At 46.6% G+C, this 14,059-nt stretch carries 32 protein-coding genes and 1 pseudogene; 30 read left to right on the top strand and 3 right to left on the bottom strand.

Annotation, left to right across the window (positions count from 1 at the left end):
• Positions 1 to 47 precede the first annotated feature (47 nt).
• The 30 genes from ACESSO_RS14735 to ACESSO_RS14590 all read left to right on the top strand — a co-directional run bounded on the left by ACESSO_RS14735 (position 48) and on the right by ACESSO_RS14590 (position 12,831).
• Positions 48 to 293: a hypothetical protein gene (locus ACESSO_RS14735; protein ID WP_373166292.1), complete on the top strand. Its 246-nt coding sequence runs from the start codon at positions 48 to 50 to the stop codon at positions 291 to 293.
• 132 nt (positions 294 to 425) lie between these two features.
• Positions 426 to 809, top strand: a complete 384-nt coding sequence (locus tag ACESSO_RS14730; RefSeq protein WP_373166291.1) for a hypothetical protein — start codon at positions 426 to 428, stop codon at positions 807 to 809.
• 19 nt (positions 810 to 828) lie between these two features.
• Complete coding sequence (locus ACESSO_RS14725) at positions 829 to 1,161, top strand: hypothetical protein (RefSeq protein WP_373166290.1); 333 nt, start codon at positions 829 to 831, stop codon at positions 1,159 to 1,161.
• 265 nt (positions 1,162 to 1,426) lie between these two features.
• On the top strand, positions 1,427 to 1,792 hold the full coding sequence (locus ACESSO_RS14720; protein ID WP_373166289.1) for a hypothetical protein: 366 nt from the start codon (positions 1,427 to 1,429) through the stop codon (positions 1,790 to 1,792).
• A 93-nt stretch (positions 1,793 to 1,885) separates the two neighbouring features.
• The gene (locus tag ACESSO_RS14715) at positions 1,886 to 2,191 is read left to right on the top strand and encodes a hypothetical protein (protein WP_373166287.1); all 306 of its coding nucleotides are present in this window, start codon (positions 1,886 to 1,888) and stop codon (positions 2,189 to 2,191) included.
• A gap of 57 nt (positions 2,192 to 2,248) precedes the next feature.
• Positions 2,249 to 2,449, top strand: coding sequence for a hypothetical protein (locus ACESSO_RS14710; protein WP_373166285.1), 201 nt, complete (start codon positions 2,249 to 2,251; stop codon positions 2,447 to 2,449).
• 23 nt (positions 2,450 to 2,472) lie between these two features.
• Positions 2,473 to 2,745 carry a hypothetical protein gene (locus tag ACESSO_RS14705; RefSeq protein WP_373166284.1) on the top strand — a complete coding sequence of 91 codons (273 nt, stop codon included), beginning with the start codon at positions 2,473 to 2,475 and terminating at the stop codon, positions 2,743 to 2,745.
• A 2-nt stretch (positions 2,746 to 2,747) separates the two neighbouring features.
• The gene (locus ACESSO_RS14700; protein ID WP_373166283.1) at positions 2,748 to 2,897 is read left to right on the top strand and encodes a hypothetical protein; all 150 of its coding nucleotides are present in this window, start codon (positions 2,748 to 2,750) and stop codon (positions 2,895 to 2,897) included.
• 85 nt (positions 2,898 to 2,982) lie between these two features.
• The gene (locus ACESSO_RS14695; protein ID WP_373166281.1) at positions 2,983 to 3,351 is read left to right on the top strand and encodes a hypothetical protein; all 369 of its coding nucleotides are present in this window, start codon (positions 2,983 to 2,985) and stop codon (positions 3,349 to 3,351) included.
• On the top strand, positions 3,348 to 3,581 hold the full coding sequence (locus ACESSO_RS14690; RefSeq protein ID WP_373166280.1) for a hypothetical protein: 234 nt from the start codon (positions 3,348 to 3,350) through the stop codon (positions 3,579 to 3,581). Before ACESSO_RS14695 ends, ACESSO_RS14690 begins: the two co-directional genes overlap by 4 nt.
• A complete protein-coding gene (locus tag ACESSO_RS14685) occupies positions 3,578 to 3,760 on the top strand; it encodes a hypothetical protein (protein WP_373166279.1) in 183 nt (60 codons plus the stop codon). The genes ACESSO_RS14690 and ACESSO_RS14685 overlap by 4 nt, the downstream gene beginning before the upstream one ends.
• Positions 3,761 to 3,836: 76 nt before the next feature.
• A complete protein-coding gene (locus tag ACESSO_RS14680; protein ID WP_373166278.1) occupies positions 3,837 to 4,160 on the top strand; it encodes a hypothetical protein in 324 nt (107 codons plus the stop codon).
• 173 nt (positions 4,161 to 4,333) lie between these two features.
• A complete protein-coding gene (locus tag ACESSO_RS14675; protein WP_373166277.1) occupies positions 4,334 to 4,777 on the top strand; it encodes a hypothetical protein in 444 nt (147 codons plus the stop codon).
• A 169-nt stretch (positions 4,778 to 4,946) separates the two neighbouring features.
• Positions 4,947 to 5,165: a hypothetical protein gene (locus tag ACESSO_RS14670; protein WP_373166276.1), complete on the top strand. Its 219-nt coding sequence runs from the start codon at positions 4,947 to 4,949 to the stop codon at positions 5,163 to 5,165.
• 20 nt (positions 5,166 to 5,185) lie between these two features.
• Complete coding sequence (locus ACESSO_RS14665) at positions 5,186 to 5,419, top strand: hypothetical protein (RefSeq protein ID WP_373166275.1); 234 nt, start codon at positions 5,186 to 5,188, stop codon at positions 5,417 to 5,419.
• Positions 5,420 to 5,634: 215 nt separating this feature from the next.
• Positions 5,635 to 6,516: a GIY-YIG nuclease family protein gene (locus ACESSO_RS14660; protein WP_373166273.1), complete on the top strand. Its 882-nt coding sequence runs from the start codon at positions 5,635 to 5,637 to the stop codon at positions 6,514 to 6,516.
• A gap of 454 nt (positions 6,517 to 6,970) precedes the next feature.
• Positions 6,971 to 7,204, top strand: a complete 234-nt coding sequence (locus ACESSO_RS14655) for a hypothetical protein (RefSeq protein ID WP_373166272.1) — start codon at positions 6,971 to 6,973, stop codon at positions 7,202 to 7,204.
• Positions 7,201 to 7,383, top strand: a complete 183-nt coding sequence (locus ACESSO_RS14650; RefSeq protein WP_373166271.1) for a hypothetical protein — start codon at positions 7,201 to 7,203, stop codon at positions 7,381 to 7,383. Before ACESSO_RS14655 ends, ACESSO_RS14650 begins: the two co-directional genes overlap by 4 nt.
• 424 nt (positions 7,384 to 7,807) lie before the next feature.
• Complete coding sequence (locus ACESSO_RS14645; protein WP_373166270.1) at positions 7,808 to 8,272, top strand: hypothetical protein; 465 nt, start codon at positions 7,808 to 7,810, stop codon at positions 8,270 to 8,272.
• Positions 8,273 to 8,537: 265 nt separating this feature from the next.
• Positions 8,538 to 8,903 (top strand): hypothetical protein, encoded by a 366-nt coding sequence (locus tag ACESSO_RS14640; RefSeq protein WP_373166268.1) that lies wholly within the window; start codon positions 8,538 to 8,540, stop codon positions 8,901 to 8,903.
• Between the two features lie 21 nt (positions 8,904 to 8,924).
• Positions 8,925 to 9,284, top strand: coding sequence for a hypothetical protein (locus ACESSO_RS14635; RefSeq protein ID WP_373166267.1), 360 nt, complete (start codon positions 8,925 to 8,927; stop codon positions 9,282 to 9,284).
• Between the two features lie 185 nt (positions 9,285 to 9,469).
• Positions 9,470 to 9,742: a hypothetical protein gene (locus ACESSO_RS14630; protein ID WP_373166266.1), complete on the top strand. Its 273-nt coding sequence runs from the start codon at positions 9,470 to 9,472 to the stop codon at positions 9,740 to 9,742.
• 202 nt (positions 9,743 to 9,944) lie between these two features.
• Positions 9,945 to 10,370 carry a hypothetical protein gene (locus tag ACESSO_RS14625; RefSeq protein WP_373166265.1) on the top strand — a complete coding sequence of 142 codons (426 nt, stop codon included), beginning with the start codon at positions 9,945 to 9,947 and terminating at the stop codon, positions 10,368 to 10,370.
• Between the two features lie 142 nt (positions 10,371 to 10,512).
• Complete coding sequence (locus ACESSO_RS14620) at positions 10,513 to 10,659, top strand: hypothetical protein (protein ID WP_373166264.1); 147 nt, start codon at positions 10,513 to 10,515, stop codon at positions 10,657 to 10,659.
• 72 nt (positions 10,660 to 10,731) lie between these two features.
• Positions 10,732 to 10,950, top strand: coding sequence for a hypothetical protein (locus ACESSO_RS14615; RefSeq protein ID WP_373166263.1), 219 nt, complete (start codon positions 10,732 to 10,734; stop codon positions 10,948 to 10,950).
• 20 nt (positions 10,951 to 10,970) lie between these two features.
• On the top strand, positions 10,971 to 11,204 hold the full coding sequence (locus ACESSO_RS14610; RefSeq protein ID WP_373166262.1) for a hypothetical protein: 234 nt from the start codon (positions 10,971 to 10,973) through the stop codon (positions 11,202 to 11,204).
• Between the two features lie 62 nt (positions 11,205 to 11,266).
• A complete protein-coding gene (locus ACESSO_RS14605) occupies positions 11,267 to 11,434 on the top strand; it encodes a hypothetical protein (protein WP_373166260.1) in 168 nt (55 codons plus the stop codon).
• A gap of 199 nt (positions 11,435 to 11,633) precedes the next feature.
• Complete coding sequence (locus ACESSO_RS14600) at positions 11,634 to 11,867, top strand: hypothetical protein (RefSeq protein WP_373166259.1); 234 nt, start codon at positions 11,634 to 11,636, stop codon at positions 11,865 to 11,867.
• Positions 11,864 to 12,058, top strand: coding sequence for a hypothetical protein (locus ACESSO_RS14595; RefSeq protein ID WP_373166257.1), 195 nt, complete (start codon positions 11,864 to 11,866; stop codon positions 12,056 to 12,058). Before ACESSO_RS14600 ends, ACESSO_RS14595 begins: the two co-directional genes overlap by 4 nt.
• A 431-nt stretch (positions 12,059 to 12,489) precedes the next feature.
• Positions 12,490 to 12,831, top strand: a complete 342-nt coding sequence (locus ACESSO_RS14590) for a hypothetical protein (protein ID WP_373166255.1) — start codon at positions 12,490 to 12,492, stop codon at positions 12,829 to 12,831.
• A 344-nt stretch (positions 12,832 to 13,175) separates the two neighbouring features.
• Here ACESSO_RS14590 and ACESSO_RS14585 read toward each other — a convergent pair whose 3' ends face one another.
• The 3 genes and pseudogenes from ACESSO_RS14585 to ACESSO_RS14575 form a co-directional block, all read right to left on the bottom strand.
• Positions 13,176 to 13,403 (bottom strand): IS3 family transposase, encoded by a 228-nt coding sequence (locus ACESSO_RS14585; RefSeq protein WP_373166371.1) that lies wholly within the window; start codon positions 13,401 to 13,403, stop codon positions 13,176 to 13,178.
• 27 nt (positions 13,404 to 13,430) lie between these two features.
• Positions 13,431 to 13,562 (bottom strand): annotated as a pseudogene (locus tag ACESSO_RS14580) (IS3 family transposase); the annotation flags it as partial.
• Positions 13,547 to 13,939 (bottom strand): IS3 family transposase, encoded by a 393-nt coding sequence (locus tag ACESSO_RS14575; RefSeq protein ID WP_373166254.1) that lies wholly within the window; start codon positions 13,937 to 13,939, stop codon positions 13,547 to 13,549. The pseudogene ACESSO_RS14580 and the gene ACESSO_RS14575, both read right to left, overlap by 16 nt.
• Between the last annotated feature and the right edge of the window lie 120 nt (positions 13,940 to 14,059).

The raw sequence follows: 14,059 nt of genomic DNA, 5'->3' as shown, positions 1-14,059 counted from the left end.
AACTCTATTGAAATGGATGGAAACGGCGGGGACGCTATCAGAATTGAATGGAACTCTATCGAGATGGGGGAGTTCGTATCAAATGTGGTGGAGATTTTATCGGAATTGCCAAAGGCTCTATCAAATCCGCTGAAAACTCTATCAGAATGGGGCTGCGTTGCTCCGGAATGGCCCGGGCTGAGGGCTGCGGTGTCCGCGTGGTGCGGACATTTACACGGTTCGGTCTTACGCCATTTTATGTGGGTGAATTGGTGCGTTTTTCGTGGGAGAACAACATTTTTTGTAATTCCTAACTGAAAAACGCACCAATTCACCCACGAATAATGAGCAAAACGAGGCTCGGGGAGTAACGTAATGTTACCCTCCGGGCCTTTTTTGTCCTTGTGGTACGGACACGAGAAATAGAGATTGGGAGTGAGCACGCTATGTCACATAAAGAGGGAATAGGTCACTTAACGAATGACTGGTACAAGGATCAGGATAGTGGGAATATCTGCATTGATGCCGAGAAAGCAGATGCCTTTCTGGAGGCAGTTGGACTGGGGATCAAAGCAATGAAAGCCCTGAGCGCTGAGCCAACCGAAGATCAGCCGCTCTCGCTGGAACAGATGAAGAAAATGGGAGGGCAACCTTATTGGCATGTTGGACTGCAAAAGGATAGTCCTCCACCGCACTGGACGATCCTTGATCCATTCTGCGCACAACATATTGAAGATTATGGATACTGCAAAAGATGGCTGGCCTATGCTTACCCGCCCATCAGAGCCAAAAGAGAGACGCTAAACTGCGCCGGTGAGGACCGGAAATAGAATAAGGAGTGAATGACCTATGATGAATATAGAAGGAATGCAGCCGCTTTCGCTGGAGCAGGCTCAGGGGATGGACGGGCAACCGGTTTGGTATAAGCAAATGAAACAGTGGTTCATTGTTTCCATAAACCATAAAATTTGGGGAGATTGCATTATCGGCGCCAACTCTTACGCTTCATTGGAAAATGCGGTAGAGCGTGGATTGTATGCTTATCCTCCGGTCACAATCGACAGGGAGGCACTAAACTGCGCCGGTTGCGATTATCTGGATCGTGAATGCGTGCCATGCGCTCATTGTATCCGCGCGGCAGGATACGCAGATTATTATAAGCCGCAGGAAGCATCTGAATGATGAGTGGATTGTCCCACCGGGGACCTGCAAATAAGCGCAAGTAAATTTTTACGCGCAGGACACCAAATATGGGAAACCCGGAGAAACAAACACAATATGAGGTACTGTTTCGCTGGTCCAATGGTGGCCTGCAAATGACCGCAAATAAAACCGAAAACCACAAGATACAGGAAATGCAACATGAAAAAGCACAATATGTGCAACTGTTTCACCGGCCCAATCATCGGCTGTGATAGGATAAAATCATGAGAAAGGAGCTGCTTACATGCAAACGAATCATGACACATTCTCCAAGAGGGAAGAGGCAGTCCTGCAATACATTGATGGACTAACCGACACAGCCAGACAAACGATCTCCATATCGCGCGTTGCCACTCGTTTGAATTACGATTACTTGGAAAGCGCTGCAATCCTGTCGAGCCTCGCCGATGCCGGAATTCTGACACAGTATGATGTCCTGTGCTGTCCTGAATGCGGATGCATCATCAAGAAAATGGATGGAGCAGAGGAGACTGGTACAGAACAATGCGTACATTGCGATGCACAGGTGGATATGAGTGGCGAAGGTTACTTGGATTGCATTGAAGTCCGGTATGCGCTTGTGAAAACTGATTCCCTTGACCTGAGTTGACATCAAGCAGGGTAAGAAGCAGATAGACCTATCATCAGCGCTGAGAAGAGGTTGCGACGCATGAGTTTCATTTTATAGAAAGCAGGAATACCAATGAATTACGTAAGCTCGCCGGATGACACCATCCGCATACAGATCAATGACATCTACGCCTATCTTTTCGCCCTGAACCGGAAGCAATGCCTTTCGGATCAAGAGAAGCAGCAGATCCGGGCCATAGAACGCCTGATATCGAATGCCATTACGCGAAAGGACATCCCGGCGTACTCATTGCAGCAAGTCGTTGAGCTGCCGGTGTCGGAAGCAAAACGGATCTTCGGGCCGAAGCTGGAGGAATGGCAGGTTCTGAACAGGATCCGTGAGGCTGTGACAAGCAAATGTGTCTTGAGAATGGCCTGAAAAGTATATGAATGAAAGTCTGAATAGCCCATTGTATATAAAATTGGAGGGCAAGGGATGAAATGCAACATAGTCACAGTAAGATGGTTTGATGGATATTTGGAAGAATTTCGTGCGACAGAGGTTAGATTCGGCAGCGATTTGCTGTTTATGAGGCTGGAAGACGGCAAGAACAGGCAAATTCCGCTAAGGGGTGTACGGTGGTTTGGGATGAGCGAAGAAAGCCACCAGAGTGATGATCCTGATACGGTGAACTGACCCGCTAAAAGGAGGCATTTGCCATGGAATATTCCGTGAAAGAATTCAGGAAAAGAACGAGAAAGCCTTCAAAAATTGGTGCAATGCACAATGCAGCGAAAGTAGCCGGAAAGCGGAACCTCGAATTGCGCAGGATTCAGTTTCATGCTCAAAGTGTCCGTGTTGAAAATGGGATTCCAATAAATCAGGAAGCCATGCATCAGGCGTTTTTGAATCAGGATGACCAGACAGGATTGGAAATGGATGATAAGGGCTTTGGCGCTGAACAGATTGGGAATTCGGGGGAAGGAGAATAGTTATGTCGTGTGTATACGATTGTACACGGTGTCCTCTTTGCGGAGAACTGATGTGGAATGGTCAGTGCGAGAATCCGGATTGCAAATACCATTGGTATCCGAAAGACGATGATGATGAGGGTAAGGACTACCAAGGCTACATCATCATATAAGTTCACTTTGTAGAAAACCGGATCCTGATACGGCGATCTGGCCCGCCGGATGGATTTGACAGTGAAAATGTTAGGGGGGATGTCCGTGAAAACGATTGAGAAATCGGATATTATTGCGAAATACAGCATGACAGGATCAATTAGACGTACAGCCAGTGAACTGAATGTTAGTCATAGCACTGTACGGCGCGTTCTTATTGAAGCCGGTCTTTACACCAGCCAGCGTGCCGAGGATATTTGCAGACTGTGTGAAAAGGGGCTTTCTCCAGATCAGATCGCAGAAAGCCTGAAAATCACCAGAAATGCGGTCATGGCATACCTCCCGTATAATCGTGGATATCAACTCGGTGGGAATAAGTCCGCCAATGCGCTGCGTATCCGCGCGTGCAGAGAACGAAAAAAGACCAATAATGGACAGACCGGAAACGACCAAAACGGAGGATCACAGCTATGACAGCAGAGGAATCGCTGAGAAAATACCAGAAGGTGTACGGAGAGATCGTTTTCCCCGATGACGACATCAATGTGCTGCGGGAAATTTGTTGCAATCCGGCAGGATGGATGTACTCCTTCGACGGTATCCAGTGGGAGGTCGCTCCTATGGACATCGGCAAGATCGACTACACCCATGCTTTATTCCGAAAAGGCACGTTCCAGAAAAGAGAATGGAGGGATTCCAAGTGAACAAGTATGGAATGACAAAGAAGAAAATCATCCATGTGATCGCCGATAACAACCGGAATGGATGCAACGGATACTGGTACGCTGCCTGCGGCAAGTGGATCATGCCTGCCGATGTTACAGAGGCCCTGCCGGAAAATGGACGGATGTGTCTGCAATGCCAGAAAAAATGCCCCAACTGAGCGCTTCCAGCTAAAATGATGGAAACGCTATCTGAATGGGTGGGAACACTACCAGAATGAGGAGAACTCTATTGAAATGGGGGATGCCATTGAAATGGACGGAAACGGCATTGGAAATGGCGGGGACTCTATCAGAATTGAATGGAACTCTATCGAGATGGGGGGAGTTCGTATCAAAATTCGTATCAAATATGGTGGAGATTTTATCGGAATTGCCAAAGACTCTATCAAATCCGCTGAAAACTCTATCAGAATGGGGCTGCGTTGCTCTGGAATGGCCCGGTCTGAGGGCCGTTGTGTCTGCGTGGTGCGGACATTTACACGGTTCGGTCTTACGCCATTTTATGTGGGTGAATTGGTGCGTTTTTCGTGGGAGAACAACATTTTTTGTAATTCCTAACTGAAAAACGCACCGATTCACCCATATAAAATGAGCAAAAAGGGCTCGGAGAGTAACGTGATGTTACCCTCCGGGCCTTTTTTGTCCTTGTGGTACGGACAGTTCCGGGATAGCAGATGGCAGATGGACGGCGAACAGACAGAAGAAAAACTGGGGATCAGGAGGGCAGAAATATGACTGACTTAACGCATGGCATTATCAATCTGAATGGATATGATATTGGGCCGGAAACGACACTTCATGAGATGTTTGAGGCATTTCCGAAAGCGAAACGGATTGGAAACGGCAAAGAGTATCTTCTGCTGACGCAAATGGGACTGCTCCAAAACGAAAATGGCGTGTTCGTCGGACGGTTTTCTTTCCGAAATGAGGTTCTTCTCGACTGGGAACTGTCTCCTGCGTGTGTAGAGTATCCGAAAGGCAACGATTCAGCAATGGAGCGGAGAATGCAGCGTGAGTTCTGTGAAAGCTGGCTGAAATCCCACCTTGGCGAGCCGGACATCCGGATTGACAATGAAAGCATCTACTATCAGGACTGGGGAACGGTTTCCGTATCTACTCCCAAGGATCCTCAAAACGGGAGCGAGATCTCAGCTTCGTACAAACGGGCGCATTAAAGCGAAGGGATTTGGCATTCCCGGTGCGAATGAGGAAATGCGTCCTGAGGGCGGCCTGAAAAGTATTTGAATGGAAGTCCGAATAGCTTTGGAGGATTCATTTTATATAAATCTGGCTCTACTTGGCCCGCCGGACGGTCTTGCAATGAATATAGATAGGTGAAGAACAATGTCAGAATATCAGAACGGAAGGGTGCTATTGTCCTCAACTGCGGCGATGGCCTTTCATCAAAAGCTGAATAATCCATCTGAGGACGTGATGGCTCATAGACAGAGCTTTCTCGATGGTATCAGCAAGGATGTCACATTCATTCGATCGGATGCGGATCACGTTATCGCAGACATTGCGGGCTTTGATGATTCGTTTTTAGACGTGGCTGCTGATTAACTGAGAAAAGGAGAAAATGTATGGGAGCTAAAGAGAGATACCCAGAGTACATAATCAGATACCTGAGGCAGCGAAAAGGGCTGAATGTAGACGACACGAGCCACGATGAGCAGCTTCATGCTATGAGTCCGTCAGACGTTTTCGCAGAGACCTTGGAGTGGAATGGACTGCTTGGTGGCTGGGACTCCCAGATTAAGGGCTGGATCAAAGGCATCTACGGCATTGATATTGATGAGATTGCGAAAAGCATGTGAATGGCCTTGCAGCATATCGTCTGCCGGATGGATATAATGCGAAGAAAACGGTTGATCCGATAAACGGGCCTGTGATACCGCAGCCCAGTACGCCAGAGTGAGTGAGTCTATATCGGGAGGATAAACAGGTTTCCTCCTGAGGTGTGGCTGATGAAATAGATTTTGTAGGGGGGTGATAATAAGGCTGATATGCCATAGAAAGGAATGCTTTTGTTATGGAACAAATCTTTCAATATCTTACTGATTTAATGAACGAAACGGCAGAGCTTTACATGAATGGCAATCCAATAGTGTTTGTAGGAGTCAATCTTATTTTCCTTTGCTTTGCTGCTTTGCTTGCTTTGCATATAATAGCGATTGTCAAGAAGTGTTCTCAAGTTGCGACACGTAAAAGAATTTGTGAGCTTGTCTCTGTTGATCCAGAACTGATAAAACAGCTTCAAATTACACGCTACAAACACCCAATACCTACGAATAAGCTGCTGCACCACCGAGAGCGTTGGACATACGAGAGAAAAGATGGCAGCCGTGATATGCGGTATAACCACAATTGTTGTACACCTGAGAAGTGGGAGGCAGTCGTATCCATCAATGGAGAAGGCTATTCATTTCAGTCTGAAGACCGCAGCTTGATTGAAGAACTGAAACGGCAACTGAATGCGCATGGCTATCTCTTTCCGTCTGATATCAGTAACGAAAACGATACACCAACGAATAAATCAGATCTGAACCGGCAGGAAATGATTTTGGATCTGAATACCTTTGCTGCGATGCTCAAAGGGGAAAAGAACACACTTTACTCGTTTAACTCCGATTTCCCGGGCGTATACGTCTTGGAAAATACGCTCAACAAAAGGGCATATGTAGGGCAGAGCCGAAATGTTTTGGCACGAGTGGGTCAGCATATTCATGGAAAAGGTTCACCGGATGTCTACTACGACTTCCGTTGTGGTGATCCGTTCACCGTCCATCTCATTCCGCTGGAAGGTAGTTCGTACAACAATCTGAATGACATGGAGAGGGATATGATAAGCAAGTACAGGGCCTATGAGAGCGGATACAATCGCACGCGGGGAAATACAACAGAAGCGTCTTGAGATAAAATTGCGACCCAAGAAGCCTTTTAATCGCATTCCGGTCGCATTTCCGGTATCATTCTTCCGAACTGCTTCGCTGGACTTCTATCAAAAGTGATGGAAACTCTATCAAAATGGGGTTGCAACCAAATGGGGGGACACCAGCAACGTAATGTAGGAAAGCTGAAACGAGAGGTTGTATTTGGTGCCAAATAAACAAAAGACGCCTTGCTTAGCAAGACGTCTTCAGAAACTCCTTCTACACATGGCAGACGAGCTACTATAAGTATATACACATTTCTGCTATTTGTCAAATATCGAACGACTTTGAAATGATGCAAACTCTATCGGAAACGGTGAGAACTCTATCGAAATGGGGGAAAGCTGCATTGAAATGTGGCAGACTTGCAATGAAATGTGGAAGACCTGCAATGGAATGGGGGAAAAGTGCAGGAAAATGAGGAGAGGACAAGCTATGACAGCAGAAGAATTGCTCAGAAAATATCAGAAAGTGTACGGAGAAATCGTCTTCCCGGATGACGACATCAATGTGCTGCGAGAAATTTGGCGCAATCCGGCAGGATGGATGTACTCCTTCGACGGTATTCAGTGGGAGGCTGCTCCCATGGATATCGCCAAGATCGACTACACCCATGCTTTGTTCCGGAAAGCCACATTTCAGAAAAGGGAATGGAGGGATTCCAAGTGAACAAGTATGGAATGACAAAGAAGAAAATCATCCATGTGATCGCCGATAACAGCCGAAATGGATGTAACGGATACTGGTACGCTGCCTGCGGCAAGTGGATCATGCCTGCTGAAGTTACAGAGAGCATGCCGGAAGATGGACGGATGTGCTTACAGTGCCAGAAAAAGTGCCTTAACTGAGCATTAACTGAAACTGCATGGTTTAACTGAACAGGAGGTGATCCTGCGCAGATATAATACTGACCAAGAAGGAGGTGTTGTTTGCTGTCTGGAACAGGGCAGGCGCGTGCTGCGCCCCTGAAATCATTGCTCTATATTTCATCACTGGCTCGCCTGAACTTATGGAATGGCCCGGTAGGGCGTGGTTGGTGTCCGCGTGGTGCAGACAATTTCGAAAACGGATGTGATGCCGTTTTATGTGGGGGAATTGGTGCGTTTTTCGTAGAGGAATAACATTTTTTGTAATTCCTAACTGAAAAACGCACCAATTCACCCACGAATAATGAGCAAAAATGGCTCGGAGAGTAACGTAAAGTTACCCTCCGGGCCTTTTTTTGTCCTTGTGTGACGGACACGAGAAATAGAGATTGGGAGTGAGCACACTATGACACATAAAGAGGGAATAGGTCACTTAACGAATGACTGGTACAGAGATCCGAATAGCGGAAAAATCTGCATTGATGCCGAGAAAGCAGATGCCTTTCTGGAGGCAGTTGGACTGGGGATCAAAGCAATGAAAGCCCTGAGCGCTGAGCCAACCGAAGATCAGCCGCTCTCGCTGGAACAGCTGCGAGAAATGGTAAATAAACCATACTGGCACGTTGGGTTAAAAGAAGGAAGCGCGCCGCCACATTGGAGCATATTAGACCCGCTGCTTGCGTATCACCCGGAAGAGTACGAATATGGGAAGGCTTGGCTGGCCTACGCTCACCCGCCCATCAGAACCAAAAGAGAAACACTAAACTGCGCCGGTTGCGATTATCTGGATCGTGAATGCGTGCCATGCGCTCATTGCATCCGCGCGGCAGGGTATGCAGATTATTACAAGCCGCAGGAAGCATCTGAATGATGAGTGAAGCGTCCCGCCGGAGCGCTGCAAATAAGCGCAAGTAAATTTTTACGCGCAGGACACCAAATATGGGAAACCCGGAGAAACAAACACAATATGAGGTGCTGTTTCACTGGCCCCATAGTGGCCTGCAAATGGCTGCAAATAAAGCCAAAAACCACAAGATACAGGAAGTGCAACATGAAAAAGCACAATATGTTCCGCTATTTTACCGGCCCAATCATTGCCCGTGATAGAATGACATGACAAGAAGGGAGCTGCTTACATGCAAACGAACCATGACGCATTATCCGAGAGGGAAAAGGCAGTCCTGCAATACATTGGTGGACTAACCGACACAGCCAAACAGACGATCTCCATATCGCGTGTTGCGTCGCATCTGAATTGCGGCTATCAGGAAAGCCTTGAAATTCTTGAGCGTCTCGCTGATGCCGGGATTCTGGCACAGTATGATGTCCTGTGCTGTCCCGAATGCGGATGCATCATCAAGAGGGTAGATGGAGCAGAAGAGACTGGTACAGAACAATGCGTACATTGCGATGCACAGGTAGATATGAGTGGCGAAGGTTACTTGGATTGCATTGAAGTCCGGTATGCGCTTGTGAAAACTGATTCCCTTGATCTAAGCTGAAATGTAAGAGAAGGTGTTCATATGAAGCAAAAACCGGTTATCTATTACGACAATATGATACCTCCGACCTATATCCGATTAGTCTCTGAGCGGTTGAATCTGGATCATATTGTTCATACAGAGGCTACGGAACAGCCGATGAAGTATTCCGATATATGCAGGCTGGCGGAGACTGATTTTTTCGATAAGATATTGGTCTGTGCTTGCAAAGCCAGCCGCTCTTGCAATTCCCTGTATCTTCGGCATCCAAGAGGGAGTGTGCCGATTGGTGAGGAAGTCTGTTATCTGAACGATGATTGGATCAATGTATCCGATGTCGTTCTTGTTGATTCAAAAAACGATACGAAAGCAGAAACTGGAGAGATGGTAGGCTCTGAATAGGACCGTATGGCTGTGGCAAGCAAATGTGTCCTGAGGCTGGCCTAAAAATATATGAATGGAAGTCTGAATGGCTTTGAAGGGTTCGTTTTATAGAAAACCGGATCCTGATACGGCGAACTGGCCCGCCGGATGGGGTTTGATTTACGCATTTTTGAGGGGGCAATAAGAAGAACGGAGTAATAAAAATGAATAGAATGGAAGATGAAAAAAATCGAAAGAACGTGACAGAGGCCCTGAACCAAATGTCTGAAACCCATGCTAAGCACGTTTTGGAACATTATCTGGGCTACCCTTTGCTGGAGCGTAAAGGTCATCCAGCTCTTCAGTGCGAAACAGAGCCTATCGGCGTGGAAGTGACATGCTGTGAAGAGAATAGAATTTATGGATGGCTTATAGACATTGCAAACGAACAGATTTTCCCCGAAAATGCGAAAGAATCAAAGGAGAAACTGTTTTAAAAATTGCTCTGGAAGAAACGAAACTATACTTGTCTTGTCTATTATATGCCTCCGAAAGCATGCTGGAAAACTTTTTCAGATGCAGAACGAGGAATTTATATTCAAAAGGTTAAGAAGTTAATGCGTATCAAGGCATCTGCTCTTGTAATACCCGAAAGCAACTCGACAAAACTTATAACAAAAATCCTTGCGCAAGCAGTAGATGAAAAAATGGGTAATCTCCCGACATATGAACAGTTTGAGAGGATGGAATCGTTCATTTGGTTGCAATCTCTCTCTGGGCGACAGCAATGACGTACAGAGCATTCATAAGATGCTGCAAGAACACGTTTTCGCAAAAACTCCATGTTTTCGAGCTGTTCACATTTTAATTAGCAGCACTGAATTGCAAAGTACGGCACTGTTTACTTTTACTGCCGAAGATGTACAGAGGATAAAGGTTTCTTCAGGCGACCTTGCAGGTGATGAGGTATTTGAACAGAACGGTATGCTGGTTTCTCGTGACCCGCAGTTCCTATGCGATACACTTAAGGAACTCGACCGGCAGGTTGATGAGAAGATCTATGAAATCCTCAATAATAACTACCCTGACGGTGCATGGGATGAGCTTCGCAAAGATCTTAAGTAAGAGGAAAAGTTAAAATATTGGTTCCGGGAATGAGATTGCAACCCAAAAAGCATTTTAGTCGCATTTCCGGTATCTATTCCCGGTGTTGATTCATTGATCTGTCAGCAGGATCGATTGGGAATTGAAAAGAAGGAGAATAACCATGTCGATGTACGAATGTACGCGGTGTCCTCTTTGCGGAGAATTGATGTGGAATGGTCAGTGCGAAAATCTGGATTGCAAATACCATTGGTATCCGAAAGACGATGATGATGAGGGTGAGGATTATCAAGGCTACATCATCATATAAGGTTCACTTTGTAGAAAACCGGATCCTGACACGGCGATTTGGCCCGCCGGAGGGATAGATAGGTGAAGAACAATGTCAGAATATAAGAACGGAAGAGTGCTATTGTCCTTAACTGCGGCGCAAGCCTTTTTCCAAAAACTAAATAATCCATCTGAAGAAGTCATGGCCCTTAGAAAGAGCTTTCTCGACGATATTAGAGAGGATGTTACATCCATTCAATCAGGTGCAGATCACGTTATCGCGAACATTGCAGGCTTTGATGATTCGTTTTTGGACATGGCTGATGATTAACTGAGAAAAGGAGAAAATGTATGAAAGCTAAAGAGAGATACCCGGAATACATAATCAGATACCTGAGGCAGCGAAAAGGGCTGGATAAGGACGACACAAGCCTCGATGAGCAGCTTCAGGCTATGAGTCCGTCAGACGTTTTTGCAAAGATCTTGGAATGGAATGGCCTGCTTGTTGGCTGGGACTGCACAATTAAGGGCTGGATCAAGGACATCTACGGTATTGACCTTGATGAGATTGCGAAAAGCATGTGAATGGCCTTGCAGCATATCGTCCGCCGGATGGATTTGACAGTGAAAATATTAGGGGGATGTCCGTGAAAACGATTGAGAAATCGGATATTATTGCGAAATACAGCATGACAGGATCAATTAAACGCACAGCCAGTGAGCTGAATGTTAGTCATAGCACCGTATGGCGCGTTCTTATTGAAGCTGGTCTTTACACCCAGTCAGCGTGCCGAGGATATTTGCAGGCTGTGTGAAAAGGGACTTTCTCCAGATCAGATCGCAGAAAGACTGAAAATTACCAGAAATGCGGTCATGGCATACCTCCCGTATAATTGTGGATATCAGCTCAGTGGGAATAAGTCCGCCCAATGCGCTGCGTATCCGCGCGTGCAGAGAACGAAAAAAGACCAATAATAGACAGACCAGAAACGACCAAAACGGAGGATCACAGCTATGACAGCAGAAGAGTTGCTGAGGAAATATCAGAAATTGTACGGAGAAATCGTTTTCCCTGATGACGACATCCGAGTTCTAAGAAAAATCTGGCGCAAGCCGGCAGGATGGATGTACTCCTTCGACGGTATACAATGGGAGGCTGCTCCCATGGATATCGGCAAAATCGACTATGTGCATACTTTGTTTCGAAAAGATACATTTCAGAAAAGGGAATGGAGGGATTCTAAGTGAACTTGTATGGAATGACAAAGGAGAAAATCATCCATGTGATCGCAGATAACAACCGAAATGGATGCAACGGATACTGGTACGCTGCCTGCGGCAAGTGGATCATGCCTGCCGATGTTACAGAGGCCATGCCGGAAAACGGACGGATGTGCCTACAATGCCAGAAAAAAATGGCTCAACTGAGCGTTAACTGAAACTGCATAGTGCAACAGATGCCTCAACTGAACAGGAGGTGAGCCTGCACAGATATGATACTGACCAAGAAGGAGGTGTTGTTCACTGCCTGGAACAGGGAAGGCGCGTGCTGCGCCCTTGAAATCATTGCTCTTTGATTCATTACCAGTTTGCCAAAACATATGAAATGGCTCGGCAGGGCGTGGTGAGTGTCCGCGTGATGCGGACATTTACACAGTTCGGTCTTATGCCATTTTATGTGGGTGAATTGGTGCTTTTTCTAGAATTAACAACATTTTGTTGTAATTAATAACTGAAAACACATCAATTCAGCCACGAACAATGAGCAAAACAAGGCTCAGAGAGTAACGTAATGTTACCCTTCGGGCCTTTTTTGTCCTTGTATACGGACGGTTAAGGGAATTGGAATGTAATGAGGAGAGAATGCCCCATGATAAATGAAGAAGGAATAAACCACTTAGCGAATGACTGGTATAGAGATTCGAATAGCGGAAAGGTCTGCATTGATTCCGAGAAAGCAGATGCCTTTCTGGAAGCGGTGAGACTGGGGATCGAGGCAATGAAAACCCTCAGCGCTGAGCCAACTGGGGATCAGCCGCTCTCGCTGGAACAGATGCGAGAAATGGTAAATAAACCATACTGGCACATTGGGTTAAAAGAAGGAAGCGCGCCGCCACATTGGAGCATATTAGACCCGTTGAAGAGTACGAATATGGGAAGGCTTGGCTGGCCTACGCCTATCCTCTCATCAAATTCAAAAGAGGAATCTTGAGCTGCGCCGGTTGCGACTATCTGGATCGAGATGATATCTCGTGCGCTCATTGCATCCGCGCGGCAGGGTATGCAGATTATTACAAGCCGTAGGAAACATCTGAATGATGAGTGAAGCGTCCCGCCCAAACAAGCGCAAATAAACTTTGCACGTAGGGACGCTAAATAGGGGCAATTCGGGATGATAAGTACAGTTCCAGGATTGGAAACGAATCTATAACAATCGCCGTATAAATGCAAAGCTGAAGGGCTTGTCGCCTGCTTTGTGAACCGCTACCCGTCAAGAGGCCAGTGAAAAAGTATAAAGTTTTCCCGGCCAGCAGCCTGTAGGTTGCTGGCCGCTTTTTATGCAGCAAGGCACAACTCGTGTTTCTCCATCGGTGTCAGCACACCCAGGTTACGCTGAACTATTCTGGTATTGTAATAGCGGATGTAGCTCACAATCATCTGCACAAGCTCCTGCTTACTGGTAAAATGCCTGCCATAATAGCGTTCCCGTTTCAGGATGCCCCAGAAACCTTCCATAGGGCCATTGTCAATACAGTGGGCCACACGGGACATGCTCTGCACCATTCCCGCCTGTACGAGCTTTCGGTGGAATGCTCGGCTTGTGTATTGGTAGCCTCTGTCACTGTGGAACAGAGGACGTGCGTATGGATTGAGCTTAACAGCCCTGTCAAAGGTCTTGAATACGAGAGGATTGTCATTGCGCTCACTCAGCGCATAGGCCACGATGCGCCGTCACAGAAGTCCAGAATAACGCTCAGATAGAGCTTATGTACCTCAATACCCTCATACCATTTGAACTCCGTCACATCAGTGAGCCACTTCTCATTGGGTCTGTCAGCGTAAAATTGGCGGCCCAACAGGTTTTCGGCAAGATACTGAGGATTTCTGGCCTGTCTGGTACAACCGTGGTTATTGTATTTCATAGTAGACCGTATATCTCTGGCCCGGCAGATCCGTAGCACTCTCTTGTCGTTGACATAAATACCATAATCATGGCGCAGATCGTCATTCAGTCGCCGGTAGCCTTTATCCGGGCTTTCCGCATGGATTTTTTCAATCTTGTCAGCTAACTGTTCGTTTTCCGAAGTTCTACGGCTCAATTTTCCGGAAGCCCATTTGTGGTAAGCGGAACGCGCCACATGAAGCAATTCGCAGGCGGCTTCAATGGAAAATCCCTGTTCCTCATGACATTCCTGAATCGCTCTATAAATATGGTGCTG

The organism is Agathobaculum sp. Marseille-P7918 (assembly GCF_964248325.1).
In the GTDB taxonomy this organism is placed as follows: domain Bacteria; phylum Bacillota; class Clostridia; order Oscillospirales; family Butyricicoccaceae; genus Agathobaculum.
Note: the sequence above shows the minus strand (reverse complement) of the source record. Positions and strands in the feature narration are given on the sequence as shown.

Bases quoted from the DNA above. Each gene is read 5' to 3' on its own strand.
- ACESSO_RS14735 (WP_373166292.1), top strand. From the start codon at position 48: ATGGAACTCTATCGAGATGGGGGAGTTCGTATCAAATGTGGTGGAGAT.
- ACESSO_RS14730 (WP_373166291.1), top strand. From the start codon at position 426: ATGTCACATAAAGAGGGAATAGGTCACTTAACGAATGACTGGTACAAG.
- ACESSO_RS14725 (WP_373166290.1), top strand. From the start codon at position 829: ATGATGAATATAGAAGGAATGCAGCCGCTTTCGCTGGAGCAGGCTCAG.
- ACESSO_RS14720 (WP_373166289.1), top strand. From the start codon at position 1,427: ATGCAAACGAATCATGACACATTCTCCAAGAGGGAAGAGGCAGTCCTG.
- ACESSO_RS14715 (WP_373166287.1), top strand. From the start codon at position 1,886: ATGAATTACGTAAGCTCGCCGGATGACACCATCCGCATACAGATCAAT.
- ACESSO_RS14710 (WP_373166285.1), top strand. From the start codon at position 2,249: ATGAAATGCAACATAGTCACAGTAAGATGGTTTGATGGATATTTGGAA.
- ACESSO_RS14705 (WP_373166284.1), top strand. From the start codon at position 2,473: ATGGAATATTCCGTGAAAGAATTCAGGAAAAGAACGAGAAAGCCTTCA.
- ACESSO_RS14700 (WP_373166283.1), top strand. From the start codon at position 2,748: ATGTCGTGTGTATACGATTGTACACGGTGTCCTCTTTGCGGAGAACTG.
- ACESSO_RS14690 (WP_373166280.1), top strand. From the start codon at position 3,348: ATGACAGCAGAGGAATCGCTGAGAAAATACCAGAAGGTGTACGGAGAG.
- ACESSO_RS14680 (WP_373166278.1), top strand. From the start codon at position 3,837: ATGGGGGATGCCATTGAAATGGACGGAAACGGCATTGGAAATGGCGGG.
- ACESSO_RS14675 (WP_373166277.1), top strand. From the start codon at position 4,334: ATGACTGACTTAACGCATGGCATTATCAATCTGAATGGATATGATATT.
- ACESSO_RS14670 (WP_373166276.1), top strand. From the start codon at position 4,947: ATGTCAGAATATCAGAACGGAAGGGTGCTATTGTCCTCAACTGCGGCG.
- ACESSO_RS14665 (WP_373166275.1), top strand. From the start codon at position 5,186: ATGGGAGCTAAAGAGAGATACCCAGAGTACATAATCAGATACCTGAGG.
- ACESSO_RS14660 (WP_373166273.1), top strand. From the start codon at position 5,635: ATGGAACAAATCTTTCAATATCTTACTGATTTAATGAACGAAACGGCA.
- ACESSO_RS14655 (WP_373166272.1), top strand. From the start codon at position 6,971: ATGACAGCAGAAGAATTGCTCAGAAAATATCAGAAAGTGTACGGAGAA.
- ACESSO_RS14645 (WP_373166270.1), top strand. From the start codon at position 7,808: ATGACACATAAAGAGGGAATAGGTCACTTAACGAATGACTGGTACAGA.
- ACESSO_RS14640 (WP_373166268.1), top strand. From the start codon at position 8,538: ATGCAAACGAACCATGACGCATTATCCGAGAGGGAAAAGGCAGTCCTG.
- ACESSO_RS14635 (WP_373166267.1), top strand. From the start codon at position 8,925: ATGAAGCAAAAACCGGTTATCTATTACGACAATATGATACCTCCGACC.
- ACESSO_RS14630 (WP_373166266.1), top strand. From the start codon at position 9,470: ATGAATAGAATGGAAGATGAAAAAAATCGAAAGAACGTGACAGAGGCC.
- ACESSO_RS14625 (WP_373166265.1), top strand. From the start codon at position 9,945: ATGAAAAAATGGGTAATCTCCCGACATATGAACAGTTTGAGAGGATGG.
- ACESSO_RS14620 (WP_373166264.1), top strand. From the start codon at position 10,513: ATGTCGATGTACGAATGTACGCGGTGTCCTCTTTGCGGAGAATTGATG.
- ACESSO_RS14615 (WP_373166263.1), top strand. From the start codon at position 10,732: ATGTCAGAATATAAGAACGGAAGAGTGCTATTGTCCTTAACTGCGGCG.
- ACESSO_RS14610 (WP_373166262.1), top strand. From the start codon at position 10,971: ATGAAAGCTAAAGAGAGATACCCGGAATACATAATCAGATACCTGAGG.
- ACESSO_RS14600 (WP_373166259.1), top strand. From the start codon at position 11,634: ATGACAGCAGAAGAGTTGCTGAGGAAATATCAGAAATTGTACGGAGAA.
- ACESSO_RS14590 (WP_373166255.1), top strand. From the start codon at position 12,490: ATGATAAATGAAGAAGGAATAAACCACTTAGCGAATGACTGGTATAGA.
- ACESSO_RS14585 (WP_373166371.1), bottom strand. From the start codon at position 13,403: ATGGTGCAGAGCATGTCCCGTGTGGCCCACTGTATTGACAATGGCCCT.